This is a genomic window from Streptomyces sp. NBC_01622 (genome assembly GCF_045209635.1).
Classification (GTDB): domain Bacteria; phylum Actinomycetota; class Actinomycetes; order Streptomycetales; family Streptomycetaceae; genus Streptomyces.
In genome coordinates this window covers 9304493-9324646 of record NZ_CP109293.1, presented here as the reverse complement: position 1 = coordinate 9324646, position 20154 = coordinate 9304493, and the positions used below count along the sequence as shown (strand labels likewise).

General features: G+C 65.1%; 13 protein-coding genes, 3 rRNA genes and 1 riboswitch. Of the genes, 2 read left to right on the top strand and 14 right to left on the bottom strand.

Going from position 1 to position 20154, the window contains the following annotated elements; translation table 11 throughout:
- Window positions 1-89: 89 nt before the first annotated feature.
- Window positions 90-2975 (bottom strand): aminomethyl-transferring glycine dehydrogenase, encoded by a 2886-nt coding sequence (gene gcvP / locus OH768_RS43240; protein ID WP_406462030.1) that lies wholly within the window; start codon window positions 2973-2975, stop codon window positions 90-92.
- 179 nt (window positions 2976-3154) lie between these two features.
- A riboswitch (glycine riboswitch) is annotated at window positions 3155-3250 on the bottom strand.
- Between the two features lie 114 nt (window positions 3251-3364).
- On the opposite strand from gcvP, the gene OH768_RS43235 reads away from it, so the two are divergent.
- Window positions 3365-3736, top strand: a complete 372-nt coding sequence (locus OH768_RS43235; protein ID WP_262061719.1) for a PRC-barrel domain-containing protein — start codon at window positions 3365-3367, stop codon at window positions 3734-3736.
- Here the strand turns inward: OH768_RS43235 and OH768_RS43230 are convergent.
- The 13 genes from OH768_RS43230 to OH768_RS43170 all read right to left on the bottom strand — a co-directional run bounded on the left by OH768_RS43230 (window position 3658) and on the right by OH768_RS43170 (window position 19102).
- Window positions 3658-5226: a DNA polymerase IV gene (locus OH768_RS43230; protein ID WP_406462029.1), complete on the bottom strand. Its 1569-nt coding sequence runs from the start codon at window positions 5224-5226 to the stop codon at window positions 3658-3660. The two genes, OH768_RS43235 and OH768_RS43230, sit on opposite strands and share 79 nt — an antisense overlap.
- Window positions 5227-5283: 57 nt before the next feature.
- Window positions 5284-5928 (bottom strand): MerR family transcriptional regulator, encoded by a 645-nt coding sequence (locus OH768_RS43225; RefSeq protein WP_406462028.1) that lies wholly within the window; start codon window positions 5926-5928, stop codon window positions 5284-5286.
- A gap of 216 nt (window positions 5929-6144) precedes the next feature.
- A complete protein-coding gene (locus OH768_RS43220; RefSeq protein ID WP_006123076.1) occupies window positions 6145-6618 on the bottom strand; it encodes a bifunctional nuclease family protein in 474 nt (157 codons plus the stop codon).
- A gap of 85 nt (window positions 6619-6703) precedes the next feature.
- Window positions 6704-7441, bottom strand: a complete 738-nt coding sequence (locus tag OH768_RS43215) for a MerR family transcriptional regulator (protein WP_406462027.1) — start codon at window positions 7439-7441, stop codon at window positions 6704-6706.
- Window positions 7442-7484: 43 nt separating this feature from the next.
- Entirely contained in the window at window positions 7485-8366 is an 882-nt protein-coding gene (locus OH768_RS43210; RefSeq protein ID WP_406462025.1) for an FHA domain-containing protein, read from the bottom strand.
- Between the two features lie 61 nt (window positions 8367-8427).
- A complete protein-coding gene (locus OH768_RS43205) occupies window positions 8428-9264 on the bottom strand; it encodes a DUF881 domain-containing protein (protein ID WP_406462023.1) in 837 nt (278 codons plus the stop codon).
- Between the two features lie 5 nt (window positions 9265-9269).
- On the bottom strand, window positions 9270-9602 hold the full coding sequence (locus OH768_RS43200) for a small basic family protein (protein ID WP_019059351.1): 333 nt from the start codon (window positions 9600-9602) through the stop codon (window positions 9270-9272).
- Window positions 9599-10435: a DUF881 domain-containing protein gene (locus tag OH768_RS43195; RefSeq protein ID WP_406462021.1), complete on the bottom strand. Its 837-nt coding sequence runs from the start codon at window positions 10433-10435 to the stop codon at window positions 9599-9601. The genes OH768_RS43200 and OH768_RS43195 overlap by 4 nt, the downstream gene beginning before the upstream one ends.
- Window positions 10436-10602: 167 nt before the next feature.
- Window positions 10603-13098, bottom strand: a complete 2496-nt coding sequence (locus OH768_RS43190; RefSeq protein WP_406462019.1) for a sugar phosphate nucleotidyltransferase — start codon at window positions 13096-13098, stop codon at window positions 10603-10605.
- 114 nt (window positions 13099-13212) lie between these two features.
- Entirely contained in the window at window positions 13213-13821 is a 609-nt protein-coding gene (locus OH768_RS43185) for a CDP-alcohol phosphatidyltransferase family protein (protein ID WP_406462017.1), read from the bottom strand.
- 110 nt (window positions 13822-13931) lie between these two features.
- Window positions 13932-14048 (bottom strand): 5S ribosomal RNA (rrf, locus tag OH768_RS43180).
- Window positions 14049-14140: 92 nt separating this feature from the next.
- Window positions 14141-17262, bottom strand: a 23S ribosomal RNA gene (locus OH768_RS43175).
- A gap of 312 nt (window positions 17263-17574) precedes the next feature.
- A 16S ribosomal RNA gene (locus OH768_RS43170) occupies window positions 17575-19102 on the bottom strand.
- The 16S, 23S and 5S rRNA genes sit together here, the layout of an rRNA operon.
- 565 nt (window positions 19103-19667) lie before the next feature.
- Between OH768_RS43170 and OH768_RS43165 the strand changes: the two genes are divergently transcribed.
- Entirely contained in the window at window positions 19668-20117 is a 450-nt protein-coding gene (locus OH768_RS43165; protein ID WP_406462015.1) for a PTS glucose transporter subunit IIA, read from the top strand.
- The last annotated feature ends 37 nt before the right edge of the window (window positions 20118-20154 follow it).

The following is a 20154-nucleotide window of genomic DNA, read 5'->3' as shown; positions in this document are numbered from 1 at the left end:
CGCGGGGCTGTATCGATGTGTGGCTCCGCCACGGGGCGCGACTGCCACAACGGACCCGCAGCCGAAACTCCCGGCGTTCAGCGGAGCGTTCAGTCCTCGTACGCATCCAACGGCGGGCAAGAACAAACAAGGTTCCGGTCCCCAAAGGCCTGGTCAATCCGCCGCACCGGGGGCCAGTACTTGTCGGCGACGGACACCCCGGCCGGGAAGACAGCCTCCTCGCGCGAGTAAGCGTGCCCCCACTCCCCGCCCAACGCGGCAGCGGTATGCGGCGCGTTCCGCAGCGGGTTGTCCTCGGCCGGCCACTCACCCGAGCCGACCCTCTCGATCTCCCCGCGAATCGCGATCATCGCCTCGCAGAACCGGTCCAGCTCGATCAGGTCCTCGGACTCGGTCGGCTCGATCATCAGCGTGCCCGCCACCGGGAACGACATCGTCGGCGCGTGGAAGCCGTAGTCGATGAGCCGCTTGGCGATGTCGTCGACGGAGACACCGGTCGCCTTGCTGATCGGCCGCAGATCGATGATGCACTCGTGCGCGACGAGCCCGCCGGGCCCGGTGTAGAGCACGGGGTAGTGCGGTTCGAGCCGCTTGGCGATGTAGTTGGCGGAGAGCACGGCCACCTGCGTGGCCCGCTTCAGCCCCTCGCCGCCCATGAGCCGGACGTACGCCCAGGAGATCGGCAGGATGCCGGCCGAGCCCCAGGGAGCGGCCGAGATGGGCCCGACTCCCGTCTCCGGCCCGGCCGCCGGCTGCAGCGGGTGGTTCGGCAGATACGGCGCCAGGTGCGCGCGCACCCCGACCGGCCCGACACCCGGACCGCCGCCACCGTGCGGAATGCAGAACGTCTTGTGCAGATTCAGATGCGAGACGTCACCGCCGAAGTGACCCGGCTTGGCAAGCCCCACAAGGGCGTTGAGGTTGGCGCCGTCGACGTAGACCTGTCCGCCGGCCTCATGCACCTGCGCGCAGATGTCGGCGACATGCTCTTCGAACACCCCGTGCGTGGACGGGTAAGTGATCATCAACACGGCGAGTTCTTCGCGGTACTGCTCGATCTTCGCCCGCAGATCCTCGATGTCGATCTCACCGTCCTCGGCGGTCTTCACGACGACGACCTTCATGCCTGCCATGACGGCACTCGCGGCATTGGTGCCGTGCGCGGACGACGGGATCAGGCACACGATCCGCTGCTCGTCGCCGTTGGCGCGGTGGTATCCGCGTACGGCCAGCAGCCCGGCCAACTCGCCCTGCGAACCGGCGTTGGGCTGCAGCGACACCTTGTCGTACCCGGTGACCTCGGCGAGCCGCTCCTCCAACTCCCTGATGAGCGTGAGGTATCCCTGCGCCTGCTCGGCGGGCGCGAAGGGGTGCAACTGCCCGAACTCGGGCCAGGTGACCGGCTCCATCTCGGTGGTCGCGTTGAGCTTCATCGTGCAGGAGCCCAGCGGGATCATGCCCCGGTCGAGCGCGTAGTCCCGGTCGGCGAGCCTGCGCAGGTAGCGCAGCATCGCGGTCTCGGAACGGTGGTCCCGGAAGACGGGGTGCGTGAGGTAGGCGTCGTTCCGCAGCAGCGCCTCGGGCAGCGTGTCCTCAGCGGTCGCGTCGAGCGCCTCGATGTCTCCGTCGACCCCGAACGCGGTCCATACGGCGGCCAGTTGGGCGCGCGTGGTGGTCTCGTCGCAGGCGATGGACACCTGGTCCGCGTCCACGAGGTGCAGGTTGACGCCGTCCTCGCGGGCGGCGGCGACGACCTCGGCGGCCCGGCCCGGAACACGCGCGGTCAGCGTGTCGAAGTAGCCGCCGTGCACGACCTCGACACCGCCGGCGGTGAGCCCGGCGGCAAGGATCGTGGCATACCGGTGCGTCCGCCGCGCGATGCCCTTGAGCCCCTCGGGCCCGTGGTAGACGGCGTACATCCCGGCCATGACGGCAAGGAGCACCTGGGCGGTACAGATGTTGCTGGTGGCCTTCTCACGGCGGATGTGCTGCTCGCGGGTCTGGAGGGCGAGGCGGTAGGCCTTGTGTCCGTCGGCGTCGACGGAGACGCCCACGAGCCGCCCGGGCAGGCTGCGCGCGAACTTCTCGTGCACGGCCATGTATCCGGCGTGCGGCCCGCCGAAGCCCATCGGCACCCCGAAGCGCTGCGTCGTGCCGACCGCGATGTCCGCGCCCAGCTCGCCGGGCGACTTGAGCAGCGTGAGCGCGAGGAGATCGGCGGCGACGGTGACGAGCGCGCCGAGCGCGTGCGCCTGCTCGATCAGCGGCTTGATGTCGCGTACGGCACCGGAGGTACCCGGGTACTGCACGAGCACGCCGTTGATCTCGCGCTCGGCGATCTCGGCCGGGATGCCCTCGCTGAGGTCGGCGACGACGACCTCGACTCCGGCCGGCTCGGCGCGGGTCTCGATCACGGCGATGGTCTGCGGCAGCGCGTCCGCGTCGACCAGGAACAGGCCCTTCTTGTTCTTGCCCATGCGCCGCGACAGCGCCACGGCCTCGGCGGCGGCCGTCCCCTCGTCGAGGAGGGAGGCGCCGGAGGTCGGCAGCCCGGTGAGGTCGGCGACCATGGTCTGGAAGTTCAGCAGGGCTTCGAGCCGCCCCTGGGAGATCTCCGGCTGGTACGGCGTGTAGGCCGTGTACCAGGCCGGGTTCTCCATGACGTTGCGCAAGATCACGGGCGGCGTGAAGGTCCCGTAGTACCCGAGCCCGATCATCGAACCGAGGACCTCGTTGCGGTCCGCGAGGGAACGTAGTTCGGCCAGCACCTCGGCCTCGGTGCGGGCGCCCGGCAGGTCCAGGGAGTCGGCGTTCTTGATCACATCGGGGACCGCGGCGGCGGTGAGCTCGTCGAGCGAGCCGTAGCCGACCTGCGCGAGCATCTTGGCCCGCGCTTCCTGGTCGGGACCGATGTGGCGCTGCTCGAACGGAATGCCCTGTTCGAGCTCGGAGAGCGAAGTGCGAGGGGCGGTCATTTGGGAGGCCTCCTGGTCGGACACGACCTTCGAGGGCACCACGACAGTGGGGTGCCCGGACGGCCTCCCCCTCTGTCATCTCAACCTGAGAGCTTCACCGGCCACCCGAAGGTCACCGGCTTTCACCGTCGGTGAGAGCGAGAGCCGTCGCCGGCACCCGCCCTGCTTTCCAGAGTGACCTCGTCCGTGCGGTACGTGAGCCTGAGAGATTCCGGGGAGGATTTGCTCCTTCGGCGCCTCCGATGAAGTCTGGAGGACTCTCCCGCACGGGGTCAGCAGCCGCTCGCCAGCCTACCAGCGAGCGTGGAAGCCGAGCTCTCGAGTGGCCACCGGCCCGAATGTGCTCTTTTGTAGAGTTTACGAATGAGTTGCGACCAGGAGGAGGGCCCGTGCAGACCGATATCGATCCGCGCAACCTGATCGGCCGCAAGGCGTTCGACCGCACCGGCGCCAAGATCGGCACGATCGACGAGGTCTACCTCGACGACGCGACCGGTGTACCGGAGTGGGCGGCCATACGCACCGGCCTGTTCTCCAGGGACGCCTTCGTCCCCCTGGAGCCCAGCGAACTGATCGAGGGCACCCTGCACATCCCCTTCGACCGCTCCCTGATCAAGGACGCCCCCGACTTCGGCGTGGGCCGCCACCTCTCCCCCGACCAGGAACTCCAGCTCTACCACCACTACGGCCTCGACGTGGCCCCACCGCCCTCCCTCCCGGACCGCGACTTCGGCAAACTGGCGGGCTCGGACGACACCTGAGCCGAAGCGGCGGGAGGGTCGGCGGGTCTTCGATTCTCCGGGGGCGGTGGCGCGCTGCCCTGGACGTCGGCATCCGACGGCAGCGACTGGACTGCCCCACCATCGGGACCCCGCTCCACCAACTGCCCTGGCACCGCAGCCACTTCACCCGCGTCTCGCGTCACCAACGGCAGCGGCTCCGCCGGCTCCAGCTCGGGATCGTCGGTCCGGAACGTCCGTACCCGCCCGGGCCCGGCATCCTCCGGCGTCTCAAACCGCACGGTGACCCGCCCCAGCCCACTGCCCTGCACCCACCCGTGCCCGAACCCGGAGTGGTGCACATCGTGGCCCGCGGGCCAGCGCCGCTCCACGGGCGCCGTCTGCTCCCCGCCCTCTTCCTCCTCCGTGTGCTCCTCCTCAAGAAGGTCGGCCTGCTCTCCCGCCGCCTGCGCGAACAGGTCCTCCTGCGTGTAGTCGGCGAGGCCGGACACTCCCACTCCGAGCAGCCGCACCCCGCCCGTGGTGTCCACGGAGTCCAGCAACCGCGCCGCGGCCTCCCGCACCACCCCGGGATCGTCGGTGGGCCCGCGCAAGGTCTCGGACCGGGTCAGCGTCGAGAAGTCGTACCGCCGCACCTTGAGCACGATGGTCCGCCCCGACAGCCCGGCGCCCCGCAGCCGCCGTACACACCGGTCGGCGAGGCGCTGCACCTCCAGGCCCACCCGGATCCGGTCGTGGATGTCCACGTCGTAGGTGTCCTCGACCGACACCGACTTGGTCTCCCGCTCGGCCACCACGGGCCTCTCGTCGTGCGCCACCGCCATGGCGTACAGCGCGTGCCCGTGCGCCTTGCCCACCAGCCGTACGAGCTCGTCCTCCCCCGCCTCGGCGATCTCGTCGACCGTGGTGATCCCGGCCCGCCGCAGGTGGTCGCCCGTCGCCGGTCCGACCCCCGGCAGCGTGCGCACCGACAACGGCCCCAGCAGCGCCCGCTCGCTCCCCGGCTCGATCAGCACCAGCCCGTCGGGCTTGGCCCGCTCGGAGGCGATCTTCGCGAGCATCTTGGAGGCGGCGAGGCCGACCGAGCCCGTGAGCCCCGTGACCGCCCGTATGTCGGCTCGGAGCCGCTCCCCGGCCCGCCGCGCCGACTCGGCGTCCCAGGCCGCCTCGCCGGCCTCCAGATCCACGAACGCCTCGTCCAGGCTCAGTGGCTCCACAAGCGGCGACAGCGCCCGCAGCAGCGCCATTACCTGCTCGCTGATCGACCGGTAGAACCCGAAGCGCGGCACGAGATACGCGGCGTTCGGGGCGAGCCTGCGCGCCTGGGCCATGGGCATGGCCGAGTTCACCCCGAAAACCCGTGCCTCGTACGACGCGGTGGCGACCACCCCGCGCGGCCCGAGCCCGCCCACGACGACGGCCTTCCCGCGCAGGCTCGGCTTGGACGCCTGCTCCGCCGAGGCGAAGAAGGCATCCATGTCGAGATGCAGGATCGTGGGCGCGGTTCTCACATCTCCGATGCTGCCCTACGCCACTGACAATGCCCTGCTACGGCTTTTGCCGGGCCCTCAGACGGCCCGGTTGCGCCGCCTGGCCAGCTCGTCGGCGGGGTTGACCCCGACCAGCGTCTCACCGGTGTCGACGCGCTCCCCGTGCAGCTGCGACAGGGCGCTCTCCACATCCCGCCACACCACGCCCACGGCGATCCCGAAGACCCCCTGGCCGCCCTGGAGCAGGGCGTGGACCTCGTCCGGCGACGTGCACTCGTAGACCGTGGCGCCGTCGCTCATCAGCGTCATGCGCTCCAGATCCCGGAAGTCGCACTCCCGCAGGTGCAGAACGGCGCTGCGGATGTTCTGCAGTGACACACCCGTGTCGAGGAACCGCTTGACGATCTTCAGGACGACGACGTCCCGGAAGCTGTAGAGCCGCTGCGTCCCCGACCCGTGTGCGGGCCGCACGCTGGGCTCGACGAGCCCGGTGCGTGCCCAGTAGTCCAGTTGCCGATAGGTGATTCCGGCCGCCGCACAGGCCGTAGGGCCCCGGTAGCCGATCTGCTCGGACGCCATGGACGTCGCCCCTCCGCTGCTCGGCACGGCAGTGGGTCGATGCGGAGCGTGATCGGCCGCACTGCCATGAAGCCGGTACGGGCCACTGTCCCCGAAACTGCGTTCCGGGGCACCCCCAGCCGTACCGTCGCCGCTGCTTCTCACGCCGACCTCCGTCCTTGACCTGCCTTCTCGACGGTAGGCAGTCACCAGGGGTGCGTCAACGATCGCCACGCTAGGCACGCCGAGTGATAATCACCTTAGGAGTGGTTTCCCGTACCCCACCGCGGGGAAAGGCTAGCCGAATGCGCTCGCGGGGGGCCGCAGGACGCTCTCACACGCCGGTGGCAAATGCCAGCATTTCTCTGCCGGCTCTCGCTCTCACTGGCTGTTGGTCCCGAAGTCCTCGGGCGAGATCTGGTCGAGGAACTCGCGGAACTTCTCCACCTCGTCCTCCTGCTCGTCCGGGATCGCGATGCCGGCGTCGTCGAGCACACCGTCGCTGCCGTAGATCGGCGTCCCGGTGCGCAGTGCCAGCGCTATGGCGTCGGACGGGCGGGCGCTCACCTCGACTCCGCTGGCGAACACCAGCTCGGCGTAGAAGACGCCCTCACGCAGATCCGTGATGCGCACTTCGGTCAGCTCCTGGCCGACGGCCTCCAGCACGTCCTTGAACAGGTCGTGGGTCAGCGGTCGTGCGGGGGCCATGCCCTGCTGTGCGAAGGCGATCGCCGTCGCCTCCCCGGGCCCGATCCAGATGGGGAGGTAGCGGTCGCCTCCCACTTCACGCAGGAGCACGATCGGTTGGTTGGAGGGCATTTCGACCCGGACACCTACGACATCGAGCTCGTTCACACAGCAACCCTAGGCCGTGCCCGGGACGTTTGGGTAGTCGGGCCGGGATCGGGTGACCGATCAGGCGGCCGTAATCCCGCCCGGCTCAGGGCAGGCGCACGCCGAGCGCGGTCTGCACCAGCGCGGCGTGCAGCTTCACCGTGAGCCCCGCCAGTTCCTTCGTACGGGCCTCCGCGTGGGCCCTGGTCTGCGGATTGCGGTGCCGCTTCAGCGGCGCGACCACCTGGTCGACGAGCCCTGCCTCGCGGTCCGCGGCGGCCTTCATCGCGCGCAGGTGCCGGGGTTCGATCCCGAACCGCCCCAACTCCAGGACGAGCCCGGCCACGGTGATGGCTTCCGCGTCGTACACGCCGTCCGACAGTGGAGCGATGAGTCCGTACGACTCCCACTCGTCGAGCTCCTGCTCACCGATCCCGGCGGCGGCCAGCAGCTCGGCCCGCCCGATCCGGGCCGCCGTCGGGCCCTCCACGGGCTCCAGAACGACTTCGCCGTCCCGTTGACGGCCTACGGTGGGCAGCGGGGCGGCTTCCCCGCGCCCCATGGCGTCGAGGTGCTCGCGGATCACCTTGAGCGGCAGATAGTGGTCCCGCTGCATCCGCAGGACATGGGCGAGGCGTTCGACGTCGGCGGGGCTGAACTTGCGGTATCCGGAAGGGGTCCGCTGCGGCTCGATGAGCCCCTCCGACTCCAGGAAACGGATCTTGGAGATGGTGACTTCGGGGAACTCGTCGCGCAGCGTGTTCAGCACCGTGCCGATGCTCATCAGCCCGGTGTCCGCGGCGGCGGTACCGTGCCCGGCACCGCCGCTCGGTGTTTGAAGCATGGACCTTCCTGGGGGAATCCCCCGGACACAGTCCGAGGGAGGATCAGTAACCCCGCTGGCTCGCGTAGAACACCAGCCGGTACTTGCCGATCTGCACCTCGTCACCGTTGGCCAGGGGGACCGAGTCGATGCGCTCGCGGTTGACGTACGTGCCGTTCAGGCTGCCAACGTCGGCGACCGTGAAGGCACCGTCGGCACCGCGCCGGAACTCCACATGGCGGCGCGAGACCGTCACGTCGTCCAGGAAGATGTCGCTCTGCGGATGACGGCCTGCCGTGGTCAGCTCGCCGTCCAGCAGGAAGCGGCTGCCCGAGTTCGGACCGCGGCGCACCACCAGGAGCGCAGAGCCCAACGGCAGCGCGTCGACGGCCGCCTGCGCCTCCGGGGAGAGCGTCGGCATCTGCGTCTGGCCGGTCACCTCGGCGTCGTAGGCCTCGAGACCGGAGATGGAGATCGTGGACGTCGTCTCGGACGCACGCTCCGGGGTCACGCCGGGTCGCAGTGGCGCACCGCAGTTGGAACAGAAGCGGCTGTTCTCCGCGTTGCGGTTACCGCACCTCGTACACACCAGGGCCGACATAGGGGAAAACCCTCCACCCGTACTTGAGGTTGACGGTTGCCCAAAACCTATGGCGCCGGACTGCGCAGGGTCAACCGACGGCGCGTCCTGACCAGCGACCTGGTCACGGAACAGCGGGCGCTGGCCCTCCGCGTCCGGTTGTGCGCGATGGCGAGCGGTCTGATTGTCGCTGCTCTCTTTCGCACTCTTGCCGAACAACTTCGCAAACAACTTCACGGGCGATTCCCCTTGACCGAAACAGACCCGCCCGTGGGGCAGGACGAACCCTGATTGAACACACCGGTCGACCCGGACATCCTCACAACGTCCGTATCCACCAGACAGTTTCCACCACGCACCACCCAATCGGTGCGTCGACCCCCCGCAAGCTCATGCCCTCGCCGGACGGTCCCCATGCACCCCCGGTTCACCGGGAGGACGACCGAGCGTAGTCAGGCTGCTTCGCGACCCGCAAGGCATCCACGACGATCTTGCTCGACCGCCCGACGGTAACGGTGGCCTGCTCCTTCTCAAGAGTCTGCACCACGCCTCCAGGGATGTTGAGCGCCGGTTCGAGATCCTGCGGCTTGCCGATGACCTTGAAACGATAGGGGGCGTTGATCTTGTTCCCGTCGACACTCACGCTCTTGTCGGAGTCCGTCAGATAGGTGCCGGCCACCACACGTACGCCGTTCACCTGGATCGCCTCCGCGCCGGCCGCGCGCAACTCCTGGACCGCATCGAGCAACATGTCCGCCTCGACCGTTCCCTTCGTGTCGTCGATGGTCATCGTGATGCCGGGTCCCTGCGCGGCCACGGTGCCCGCCAGAATGCCGAGTTGCTTCTCCTTCTCGGCCGTCTGCTTGCGGGCCTCCTCGGCCTGGTCGGAGCTGTTCTCCAGCTCATCGCGCTGTTTCTGCAGACCCTGCTTCTCGTCCTCAAGACGCTGAGTACGGTCGTCCAGTTCATCGAGAATGCGCACAAGATCTTCCTGCCGTGCCCCGCGCAGCGCGCTGTCGCTGTTGCTGTTCGAGGCGACCTGCACGGCCAGCCCGAATCCGAGGCCGAACAGCAGCACGGCGACGATGAGTTGGGCCCTGCTGGCGCGCGGCGGCCACAACCCCTGCACCAGCCGCTGTCGACCCGTGACGGTGGGAGCAGGCGTCTCCTCGGCGACCGGCGCCTCCGCAGAAGCAGACGCCGGTACCTCTTCGGGAAGTTCCCTGCGCAGCCTGTTCTCCGGCTGCTCGTCCTCGTTGCTCATCGACCTCACGCCCGGAAGACGTGCCGGCGAATGGCCGCGGCGTTGGAGAAGATCCGGATCCCGAGAACGACCACGACACCCGTGGACAGTTGGGCGCCGACGCCCAACTTGTCGCCCAGGAACACGATCAGCGCGGCCACGACCACGTTCGACAGGAACGACACCACGAAGACCTTGTCGTCGAAGATCCCGTCGAGCATCGCCCGCAGACCACCGAAGACGGCATCGAGCGCCGCGACGACGGCGATCGGCAGATAGGGCTCGACAACCACCGGCACCTCAGGCCGGACCAGGATTCCGGCCACCACTCCCACGATGAGGCCCAGTACGGCGATCACGATGTGCCCTTCTCAGTTCTCGGCTGTGCTGTACGTACGATCACACTCGGCGCGGCGGGCAGCCGGAGATCACTCTCCACGGCGATGGTCGCCCTGATGCCGTAGTTGTCTTCCAGAGCGTTCAGATAGAGCCCGTCGGCACCGCTCTGGAACCTCGTGCTCAGACGCTTCCCATCCCCCACCGCGAGCACCGTGTAGGGCGGCACCAGTGGCCTGTTGTCGACCAGTATCGCGTCACCCGCGGCCCTGATCGCGGACAACGCCGTCAACCGCTGCCCGTTGACGGAGACCGCCTCGGCTCCCGCCGCCCACAGCCCGTTGACCACGCGCTGCATGTCGCGGTCGCGCACCCGCCCGGTGTCGGAGAAGTCCGCGGTCTCGCGCGGGTTGTCGCCGCCGCCGCTGCTGGCTTCCTTGGCGTCGTCGACGACGAGCTTCACACCGGGGCCGTGTACCGCGGTGGCACCGGACAGCATGCTCACCAGGTCCGCCTGGCCGCTGCCGCCGCTCGTCTTCAACGCCGCCCGCTGCCGCGCGCTCACGTCGTCCCGGAGCGTGTCGACGGTGTCTTCCAGCTTGTCCGCCGACTTGGTCTCTTTGTCGATACGGTCGATCAGTTCCTGACGCTCCTTGGCCACCACGGGGGCGGCCACCCGCGCCTGCGCCGCTCCCAGGGTCACGACAAGGGCCGCCAGCACCAGACCGGCAGCGAGACCGAGCTTCGTCCGGAGGGTCTTCGGCACTCCGCTCGCGCCCGCGGCCTTCTTCCGGGCGGCTGCCTCGGCGTAACCCTCGTCGAGGCTGTGGTCCATGACGTTGGTGAGCAGCGACATGGACGCGTCCGGACGCGCAGGGCGCGTGGGTGTGCTCCGAACGGGGGGCTGCTGCGGCATGCCGCACATCGTCGCACGTGGTGGCCTGTACCTCCGAATGGCCCCACCGGCGTGCCGGACAGGCCCCCTTGGGGAGGCATGTCCGGCACGCGCGCGTGGTCCGCGTTTTACCGTCCGGCGCTGTCCACGACCGCCGACCACTCGTCCAACAGGGCCTGCGCGGAAGCGTCGTCGGGCCCTTCGGCCCACAGATGGGTGACCGCCTCGGCCGGGTCCGGCAACACCATCACCCAGCGCCCGTCCGTCTCCACCACCCGCACACCGTCCGTCGTATCGACAAAGCGATCACCGGCCGCCTCCACGACCCGGCGCATCACAAGTCCCTTGACGGCCCAGGGAGTCGCGAGATCCCGCTTCAGGACGTGCGCCCGCGGAATCCGGGCATCGATCTGGCTCAGCGTCAGTTGCGTCCGCGCCACCAGCCCGATGAGTCGTACGAAGGCCGCGGCACCGTCGAAGACACTGCTGAACTCCGGGATGATGAAACCGGCCTTGCCGTCCCCGCCGAAGATGGTCGTCTCGTCGCGACCGACCCTGGTCAGGTCGTCCGGCGAGGTCGTCGTCCACTCGACCTGCGTCCCGTGATAGGCCGCCACCTGCTCGGCGATCCTCGTGGTGGTCACCGGCAGCGCCACCCGCCCGCTGCGCCGCTCCGCGGCCACCAGGTCGAGCATCACAAGCAGGGCCCGGTCGTCCTCGACGATCCGCCCCTTCTCGTCGACGAGCGACAACCGCTCGCCGACCGGGTCGAACCGCACCCCGAACGCGGCCCGCGCGGAGGCCACGATCTCGCCGAGCCGCACCAGCCCAGAGCGCCGCGTGTCCGCGGTCTCCGTCGGCCTGGACTCGTCGAGCCCGGGATTGATCGTCAGCGAATCCACACCGAGCTTGCCGAGAAGGCTGGGCAGCACGAGCCCGGCGCTGCCGTTCGACGCGTCCACCACGACCTTCAGGCCGGAGTCGGCAATTCCGGTCGTGTCGACATTCCGCAGCATGGACCCGGTGTACGAGTCGAAGACGCTGGCCGGGAAGTGCAGGTCCCCGATCTCACCGGGGAACGCACGCCGGTACTCCTGGCGCGCGAACACCCGGTCCAGCTTGCGCTGACTCCCCTGCGAAAGGTCGGCGCCCTGGCTGTCGAAGAACATGATGTCGACGGAGTCCGGAACTCCAGGTGTGGTCCGGATCATGATCCCGCCGGCACTGCCCCGAGCGGTCTGCTGCCGGGCCACGGGCAGCGGTACGTTCTCCAGGTCCCGTACGTCGATGGCGCTGGTCTGCAAGGCGGAGATGACCGCCCGCTTGAGCGCACGGGCGCCTCGGGAGTGGTCTCGGGCCGTGGTGACCGTAGAGCCCTTCTTGAGGGTCGTGGCGTAGGCACCGGCGAGACGCACCACCAGCTCCGGTGTGATCTCCACGTTCAGGATCCCGGACACACCGCGCGCACCGAAGAGGTGCGCCTGCCCTCTCGACTCCCAGATGACCGACGTGTTGACGAAGGCACCGGCTTCGATCGTCTTGAACGGGTAGACCCGCACATTGCCCTGCACGATCGATTCTTCACCGATCAGGCACTCGTCACCGATGACGGCGCCGTCCTCGATCCGGGCGGCACGCATGATGTCGGTGTTCTTTCCGACGACACAGCCACGGAGATTGCTGTGCTGGCCGACGTACACGTTGTCGTGCACGACCGCCCTGTGCAGAAAAGCCCCGGTCTTTACGACGACGTTCGAACCGATGACGGTGTGCTCACGGATTTCGGCGCCGGCCTCCACCTTGGCGTAGTCGCCGATGTAAAGCGGCCCGCGGAGTACCGCGTCGGGATGCACCTCTGCACCCTCGGCCACCCACACGCCCGGCGACAGCTCGAAGCCGTCGATCTCGACGTCGACCTTGCCCTCCAGGACATCGGCCTGCGCCTTCACATAGCTCTCGTGAGTGCCGACGTCCTCCCAGTAGCCCTCGGCGACAAAGCCGTAGACCGGCTTGCCCTCCTTCATCAACTGCGGGAAGACATCGCCGGACCAGTCGACGGGAACATCGGCCTCGACATAGTCGAAGACCTCGGGCTCCATCACATAGATGCCCGTGTTCACCGTGTCCGAGAAGACCTGACCCCAGGTCGGCTTCTCAAGGAAACGCTCGACCTTTCCCTCTTCGTCGACGATGGTGATGCCGAATTCCAGCGGATTGGGCACCCGGGTCAGGCAGACAGTGACCAGCGCGCCCTTTTCCTTGTGGAAATTGATCAGTTCGGTGAGGTCGAAGTCGGTCAGGGCATCACCGGAGATGACGAGGAAGGCATCGTCCTTCAACGCCTCTTCGGCGTTCTTGACGCTTCCGGCGGTACCGAGTGGCTTCTCCTCATTGGCATACGAGAGCTCCATGCCGAGCTCTTCGCCGTCACCGAAGTAGTTCTTGACCAGCGAGGCCAGGAACTGCACGGTGACTACGGTCTCATTGAGCCCATGCCTTTTGAGCAGCCTCAGCACGTGCTCCATGATCGGTCGATTGACCACGGGCAACAGTGGCTTGGGCATGCTTGAGGTCATGGGGCGAAGGCGTGTGCCTTCGCCTCCGGCCATCACGACGGCCTTCATGTCGGAAGCGTCCTCCTCTGAGAGACGACGGTCTAGCCGACTTCACCAGTCCTGATTGTCCCGCACTTTTGCTCAGCGGGCCATCGAGCGACTGTTACCGCCCCATCGGCAAGGTCAGTCGGCCGTGGCATCCGCACGCAACAGGCGGCGGACTTGTACCACGTAGAGGACTCCTGCCCACCAGTACAGCGTTGTACCCCATCCGGCGAACGCCCATCCGAAAATCGCTGCGAGTGACGGAAGCCATCCACTTCCGTCACTGAGCAACAGCAACGGGAACGCGTACATCAGGTTGAACGTCGCGGCCTTACCCAGGAAGTTCACCTGCAGCGGCGGATAGCCGTGACGCCTGAGGATGCCCACCACTACCAACAGAACCAGCTCCCGCGCCAGCAGTACCGCGGTCAACCAGATTGGCAGAATCTCGCGCCAGGTGAGTCCGACGAGAGTCGAGAGAATATAGAGCCGGTCCGCGGCCGGATCAAGAAGCCGGCCGAGGCTGCTGATCTGGTTCCAGCGCCGCGCGAGCTTACCGTCCAGGTAGTCGCTGATCCCGCTCAGCATCAGCACCAGGAGCGCCCAGGCGTCGCTCTTGGGGCCCCCGAACTCGGGCCTGAGGATCAACCACAGGAAGATGGGTACGCCGACGAGGCGCGCCATGCTGAGGATGTTCGGGAAGGTGAGCACCCGGTCTGTCTGGACGCGGGTCTCCTGGACCTCCACCCGGGGGCCTCCTGTGGGAAAACGTGCCAACGATGCTCCCTGACCTTACCCCAACGCAAAAAAGCTCTGGCTCTTGGGCTGCATGCCCAAGAGCCAGAGCTCTAAAAGGAGTTCGGCGGCGTCCTACTCTCCCACAGGGTCCCCCCTGCAGTACCATCGGCGCTGTAAGGCTTAGCTTCCGGGTTCGGAATGTAACCGGGCGTTTCCCTCACGCTATGACCACCGAAACACTATGAAACACATCAACCGCACCACACCCGTGACCATGGGCATGGGGTTGTTCGTGGTTTCAGAACTAACACAGTGGACGCGAGCAACTGAGGACAAGCCCTCGGCCTATTAGTACCGGTCACCTCCAGCGGTTACCCGCCTTCCAGATCCGGCCTATCAACCCAGTCGTCTACTGGGAGCCTTAACCCATCTAGTGGGTGGGAACACTCATCTCGAAGCAGGCTTCCCGCTTAGATGCTTTCAGCGGTTATCCCTCCCGAACGTAGCAAACCAGCCATGCCCTTGGCAGAACAACTGGCACACCAGAGGTTCGTCCGTCCCGGTCCTCTCGTACTAGGGACAGCCCTTCTCAATGTTCCTGCGCGCGCAGCGGATAGGGACCGAACTGTCTCACGACGTTCTAAACCCAGCTCGCGTACCGCTTTAATGGGCGAACAGCCCAACCCTTGGGACCGACTCCAGCCCCAGGATGCGACGAGCCGACATCGAGGTGCCAAACCATCCCGTCGATATGGACTCTTGGGGAAGATCAGCCTGTTATCCCCGGGGTACCTTTTATCCGTTGAGCGACGGCGCTTCCACAAGCCACCGCCGGATCACTAGTCCCGACTTTCGTCCCTGCTCGACCCGTCGGTCTCACAGTCAAGCTCCCTTGTGCACTTACACTCAACACCTGATTGCCAACCAGGCTGAGGGAACCTTTGGGCGCCTCCGTTACTCTTTAGGAGGCAACCGCCCCAGTTAAACTACCCATCAGACACTGTCCCTGATCCGGATCACGGACCCAGGTTAGACATCCAGCACGACCAGACTGGTATTTCAACGACGACTCCACCTGAACTGGCGTCCAAGCTTCACAGTCTCCCAGCTATCCTACACAAGCCGAACCGAACACCAATATCAAACTGTAGTAAAGGTCCCGGGGTCTTTCCGTCCTGCTGCGCGAAACGAGCATCTTTACTCGTAGTGCAATTTCACCGGGCCTATGGTTGAGACAGTCGAGAAGTCGTTACGCCATTCGTGCAGGTCGGAACTTACCCGACAAGGAATTTCGCTACCTTAGGATGGTTATAGTTACCACCGCCGTTTACTGGCGCTTAAGTTCTCAGCTTCGCCCAACCGAAGTCGGACTAACCGGTCCCCTTAACGTTCCAGCACCGGGCAGGCGTCAGTCCGTATACATCGCCTTACGGCTTCGCACGGACCTGTGTTTTTAGTAAACAGTCGCTTCTCGCTGGTCTCTGCGGCCACCCCCAGCTCAAGGAGCACGTCCTCTCACCGGTGATGGCCCCCCTTCTCCCGAAGTTACGGGGGCATTTTGCCGAGTTCCTTAACCATAGTTCACCCGAACGCCTCGGTATTCTCTACCTGACCACCTGAGTCGGTTTAGGGTACGGGCCGCCATGAAACTCGCTAGAGGCTTTTCTCGACAGCATAGGATCATCCACTTCACCACAATCGGCTCGGCATCAGGTCTCACCCTCGTGTCATCCGGATTTGCCTGGATGACGGGCTACACCCTTACCCCGGGACAACCACCGCCCGGGCTGGACTACCTTCCTGCGTCACCCCATCACTCACCTACTACCGTCTTGGGCCGGCGGCTCCACCACTTTCCCTTCCCCGAAGGGTCCGGAACGGCTTCACGGCCTTAGCATCAACGGGCTCGATGTTTGACGCTTCACAGCGGGTACCGGAATATCAACCGGTTATCCATCGACTACGCCTGTCGGCCTCGCCTTAGGTCCCGACTTACCCTGGGCAGATCAGCTTGACCCAGGAACCCTTAGTCAATCGGCGCACACGTTTCTCACGTGTGTATCGCTACTCATGCCTGCATTCTCACTCGTGAACCGTCCACCACTAGCTTCCGCTGCGGCTTCACCCGGCACACGACGCTCCCCTACCCATCCCAGCACCCGTTGGGGCTATTGCTGGAATGACACGACTTCGGCGGTACGCTTGAGCCCCGCTACATTGTCGGCGCGGAATCACTAGACCAGTGAGCTATTACGCACTCTTTCAAGGGTGGCTGCTTCTAAGCCAACCTCCTGGTTGTCTCTGCGACTCCACATCCTTTCCCACTTAGCGTACGCTTAGGGGCCTTAGTCGATGCTCTGGGCTGTTTCCCTCTCGACCATGGAGCTTATCCCCCACAGTCTCACTGCCGCGCTCTCACTTACCGGCATTCGGAGTTTGGCTAAGGTCAGTAACCCGGTAGGGCCCATCGCCTATCCAGTGCTCTACCTCCGGCAAGAAACACACGACGCTGCACCTAAATGCATTTCGGGGAGAACCAGCTATCACGGAGTTTGATTGGCCTTTCACCCCTAACCACAGGTCATCCCCCAGGTTTTCAACCCTGGTGGGTTCGGTCCTCCACGACCTCTTACAGCCGCTTCAACCTGCCCATGGCTAGATCACTCCGCTTCGGGTCTTGAGCGCGCTACTATACCGCCCTGTTCGGACTCGCTTTCGCTACGGCTTCCCCACACGGGTTAACCTCGCAACACACCGCAAACTCGCAGGCTCATTCTTCAAAAGGCACGCAGTCACGACGCACCGAGTAAACTCGATGCGCGACGCTCCCACGGCTTGTAGGCACACGGTTTCAGGTACTATTTCACTCCGCTCCCGCGGTACTTTTCACCATTCCCTCACGGTACTATCCGCTATCGGTCACCAGGGAATATTTAGGCTTAGCGGGTGGTCCCGCCAGATTCACACGGGATTTCTCGGGCCCCGTGCTACTTGGGTGTCTCTCAAACGAGCCGTCAATGTTTCGGCTACGGGGGTCTTACCCTCTACGCCGGACCTTTCGCATGTCCTTCGCCTACATCAACGGTTTCTGACTCGTCCTGTCGCCGGCAGACGACAGAAGAGAGATCCCACAACCCCGTATACGCAACCCCTGCCGGGTCTCACACGCATACGGTTTGGCCTCATCCGGTTTCGCTCGCCACTACTCCCGGAATCACGGTTGTTTTCTCTTCCTGCGGGTACTGAGATGTTTCACTTCCCCGCGTTCCCTCCACACTGCCTATGTGTTCAGCAGTGGGTGACAGCCCATGACGACTGCCGGGTTTCCCCATTCGGAAACCCCCGGATCAAAGCCTGGTTGACGACTCCCCGGGGACTATCGTGGCCTCCCACGTCCTTCATCGGTTCCTGGTGCCAAGGCATCCACCGTGCGCCCTTAAAAACTTGGCCACAGATGCTCGCGTCCACTGTGCAGTTCTCAAACAACGACCAACCACCCATCACCCCCGGTCTGCACCGGAGTTCACTGGGGCCGGCACTGAAGGCAGCCTCACGGCCGTACCCTCAGACACCCAACAGCGTGCCCGGCACTCCTGCTGCTTCCCTCGACGTTCCACGCTCCGAAGAGCAGTACTGGAAGGAGAAGACAGTCACGAGTGCCGAATAATCAACGTTCCACCCTTGAGCAACCAGCACCGGACATTCGCCGATGTACTGGCCTCTGACCTCACCCCGGAGGGATCGGTAAGAAGTGCTCCTTAGAAAGGAGGTGATCCAGCCGCACCTTCCGGTACGGCTACCTTGTTACGACTTCGTCCCAATCGCCAGTCCCACCTTCGACAGCTCCCTCCCCACAAGGGGGTTGGGCCACCGGCTTCGGGTGTTACCGACTTTCGTGACGTGACGGGCGGTGTGTACAAGGCCCGGGAACGTATTCACCGCAGCAATGCTGATCTGCGATTACTAGCAACTCCGACTTCATGGGGTCGAGTTGCAGACCCCAATCCGAACTGAGACCGGCTTTTTGAGATTCGCTCCACCTCACGGTATCGCAGCTCATTGTACCGGCCATTGTAGCACGTGTGCAGCCCAAGACATAAGGGGCATGATGACTTGACGTCGTCCCCACCTTCCTCCGAGTTGACCCCGGCGGTCTCCTGTGAGTCCCCGTCACCCCAAAGGGCACGCTGGCAACACAGGACAAGGGTTGCGCTCGTTGCGGGACTTAACCCAACATCTCACGACACGAGCTGACGACAGCCATGCACCACCTGTACACCGACCACAAGGGGGGCACTATCTCTAATGCTTTCCGGTGTATGTCAAGCCTTGGTAAGGTTCTTCGCGTTGCGTCGAATTAAGCCACATGCTCCGCTGCTTGTGCGGGCCCCCGTCAATTCCTTTGAGTTTTAGCCTTGCGGCCGTACTCCCCAGGCGGGGAACTTAATGCGTTAGCTGCGGCACCGACGACGTGGAATGTCGCCAACACCTAGTTCCCACCGTTTACGGCGTGGACTACCAGGGTATCTAATCCTGTTCGCTCCCCACGCTTTCGCTCCTCAGCGTCAGTAATGGCCCAGAGATCCGCCTTCGCCACCGGTGTTCCTCCTGATATCTGCGCATTTCACCGCTACACCAGGAATTCCGATCTCCCCTACCACACTCTAGCTAGCCCGTATCGAATGCAGACCCGGGGTTAAGCCCCGGGCTTTCACACCCGACGTGACAAGCCGCCTACGAGCTCTTTACGCCCAATAATTCCGGACAACGCTTGCGCCCTACGTATTACCGCGGCTGCTGGCACGTAGTTAGCCGGCGCTTCTTCTGCAGGTACCGTCACTTGCGCTTCTTCCCTGCTGAAAGAGGTTTACAACCCGAAGGCCGTCATCCCTCACGCGGCGTCGCTGCATCAGGCTTTCGCCCATTGTGCAATATTCCCCACTGCTGCCTCCCGTAGGAGTCTGGGCCGTGTCTCAGTCCCAGTGTGGCCGGTCGCCCTCTCAGGCCGGCTACCCGTCGTCGCCTTGGTGAGCCATTACCTCACCAACAAGCTGATAGGCCGCGGGCTCATCCTGCACCGCCGGAGCTTTCAACACCCACACATGAGTGCGGGAGTATCATCCGGTATTAGACCCCGTTTCCAGGGCTTGTCCCAGAGTGCAGGGTAGATTGCCCACGTGTTACTCACCCGTTCGCCACTAATCCCCACCGAAGTGGTTCATCGTTCGACTTGCATGTGTTAAGCACGCCGCCAGCGTTCGTCCTGAGCCAGGATCAAACTCTCCGTGAATGTTTACCCGTAATCGAGTGCACACACACGAGAGCGGAACAACCACCGGAATAAGATGATCGTTCACAGCGTCCTCGCTGTATGTTTTCTTCAAAGGAACCTCGCCCCAACCATCAGATGACGGCCGGGGACGGGGTATCAACATATCTGGCGTTGATTTTTGGCACGCTGTTGAGTTCTCAAGGAACGGACGCTTCCTTTGTACTCACCCTCTCGGGCTTTCCTCCGGGCTTCCCTTCGGTGTTCCAAACTCTATCAGTGTTTTTCCGGCCCTCTGACCACCGTCCTGCGAGCATGCAGAAGGCGACCCCGGGATAGGATCTGACAAGTTGGGTGCTGCCAGGCCAAGCAAAGACGCTTGGTTGCGTCGCTCGGCCTCAAGCAGGAGTACGACTGTACATGCGGCCGTAGAGCAGGTGCAAATCGCTTAGAGATGTGGTCTAGACCACTAATCCCGACCTCTCGTGCGGAATCGGTACTACATATGACATACCCTGCTGCTCAGTGTGCCGTCCGGGACAGGCAGTGACGGCCCCATCACACATCCACCCCTGGGAGGCTTCCCATGACCAGCGTGACGTCCCCGCTCGCAGGACGCGCCATCGGACTGACCGAGGTGCCCGATCCGGTCTTCTCCGGGGCCATGGTCGGCCCCGGCACGGCCATCGACCCCGTACGTGAGCCTTCCGAGGCCGTCTCTCCTGTGGACGGAGTCATCGTCTCCCTCCACCCGCACGCCTTCGTCGTCGTGGACAGCGAAGGGCATGGTGTTCTGACCCACCTCGGTATCGACACCGTGCAGCTCAATGGCGAGGGTTTCGAACTGCTCGTCAACAAGGGCGACACCGTGACCCGCGGTCAAAGTGTCGTGCGCTGGAACCCGGCCGCCGTCGAGGCCGCCGGCAAGTCCCCGGTGTGCCCGATCGTGGCTCTTGAGGCCACTGCCGAGTCCCTCTCCGAGCTCCGCGAGGACGGCGATGTGAAGGCCGGCGACAAGCTCTTCTCCTGGGAGTGACGTCAGTGCCGTCGTATGACGGTGTGCAGGACAACCA

What these genes read in the sequence shown, in the direction of transcription:
- gcvP (WP_406462030.1), bottom strand. Translation starts at nt 2,975, where the DNA reads ATGACCGCCCCTCGCACTTCGCTCTCCGAGCTCGAACAGGGCATTCCG.
- OH768_RS43215 (WP_406462027.1), bottom strand. Translation starts at nt 7,441, where the DNA reads ATGCTTCAAACACCGAGCGGCGGTGCCGGGCACGGTACCGCCGCCGCG.
- OH768_RS43205 (WP_406462023.1), bottom strand. Translation starts at nt 9,264, where the DNA reads ATGAGCAACGAGGACGAGCAGCCGGAGAACAGGCTGCGCAGGGAACTT.
- OH768_RS43190 (WP_406462019.1), bottom strand. Translation starts at nt 13,098, where the DNA reads ATGAAGGCCGTCGTGATGGCCGGAGGCGAAGGCACACGCCTTCGCCCC.
- OH768_RS43195 (WP_406462021.1), bottom strand. Translation starts at nt 10,435, where the DNA reads ATGTCGCTGCTCACCAACGTCATGGACCACAGCCTCGACGAGGGTTAC.
- OH768_RS43165 (WP_406462015.1), top strand. Translation starts at nt 19,668, where the DNA reads ATGACCAGCGTGACGTCCCCGCTCGCAGGACGCGCCATCGGACTGACC.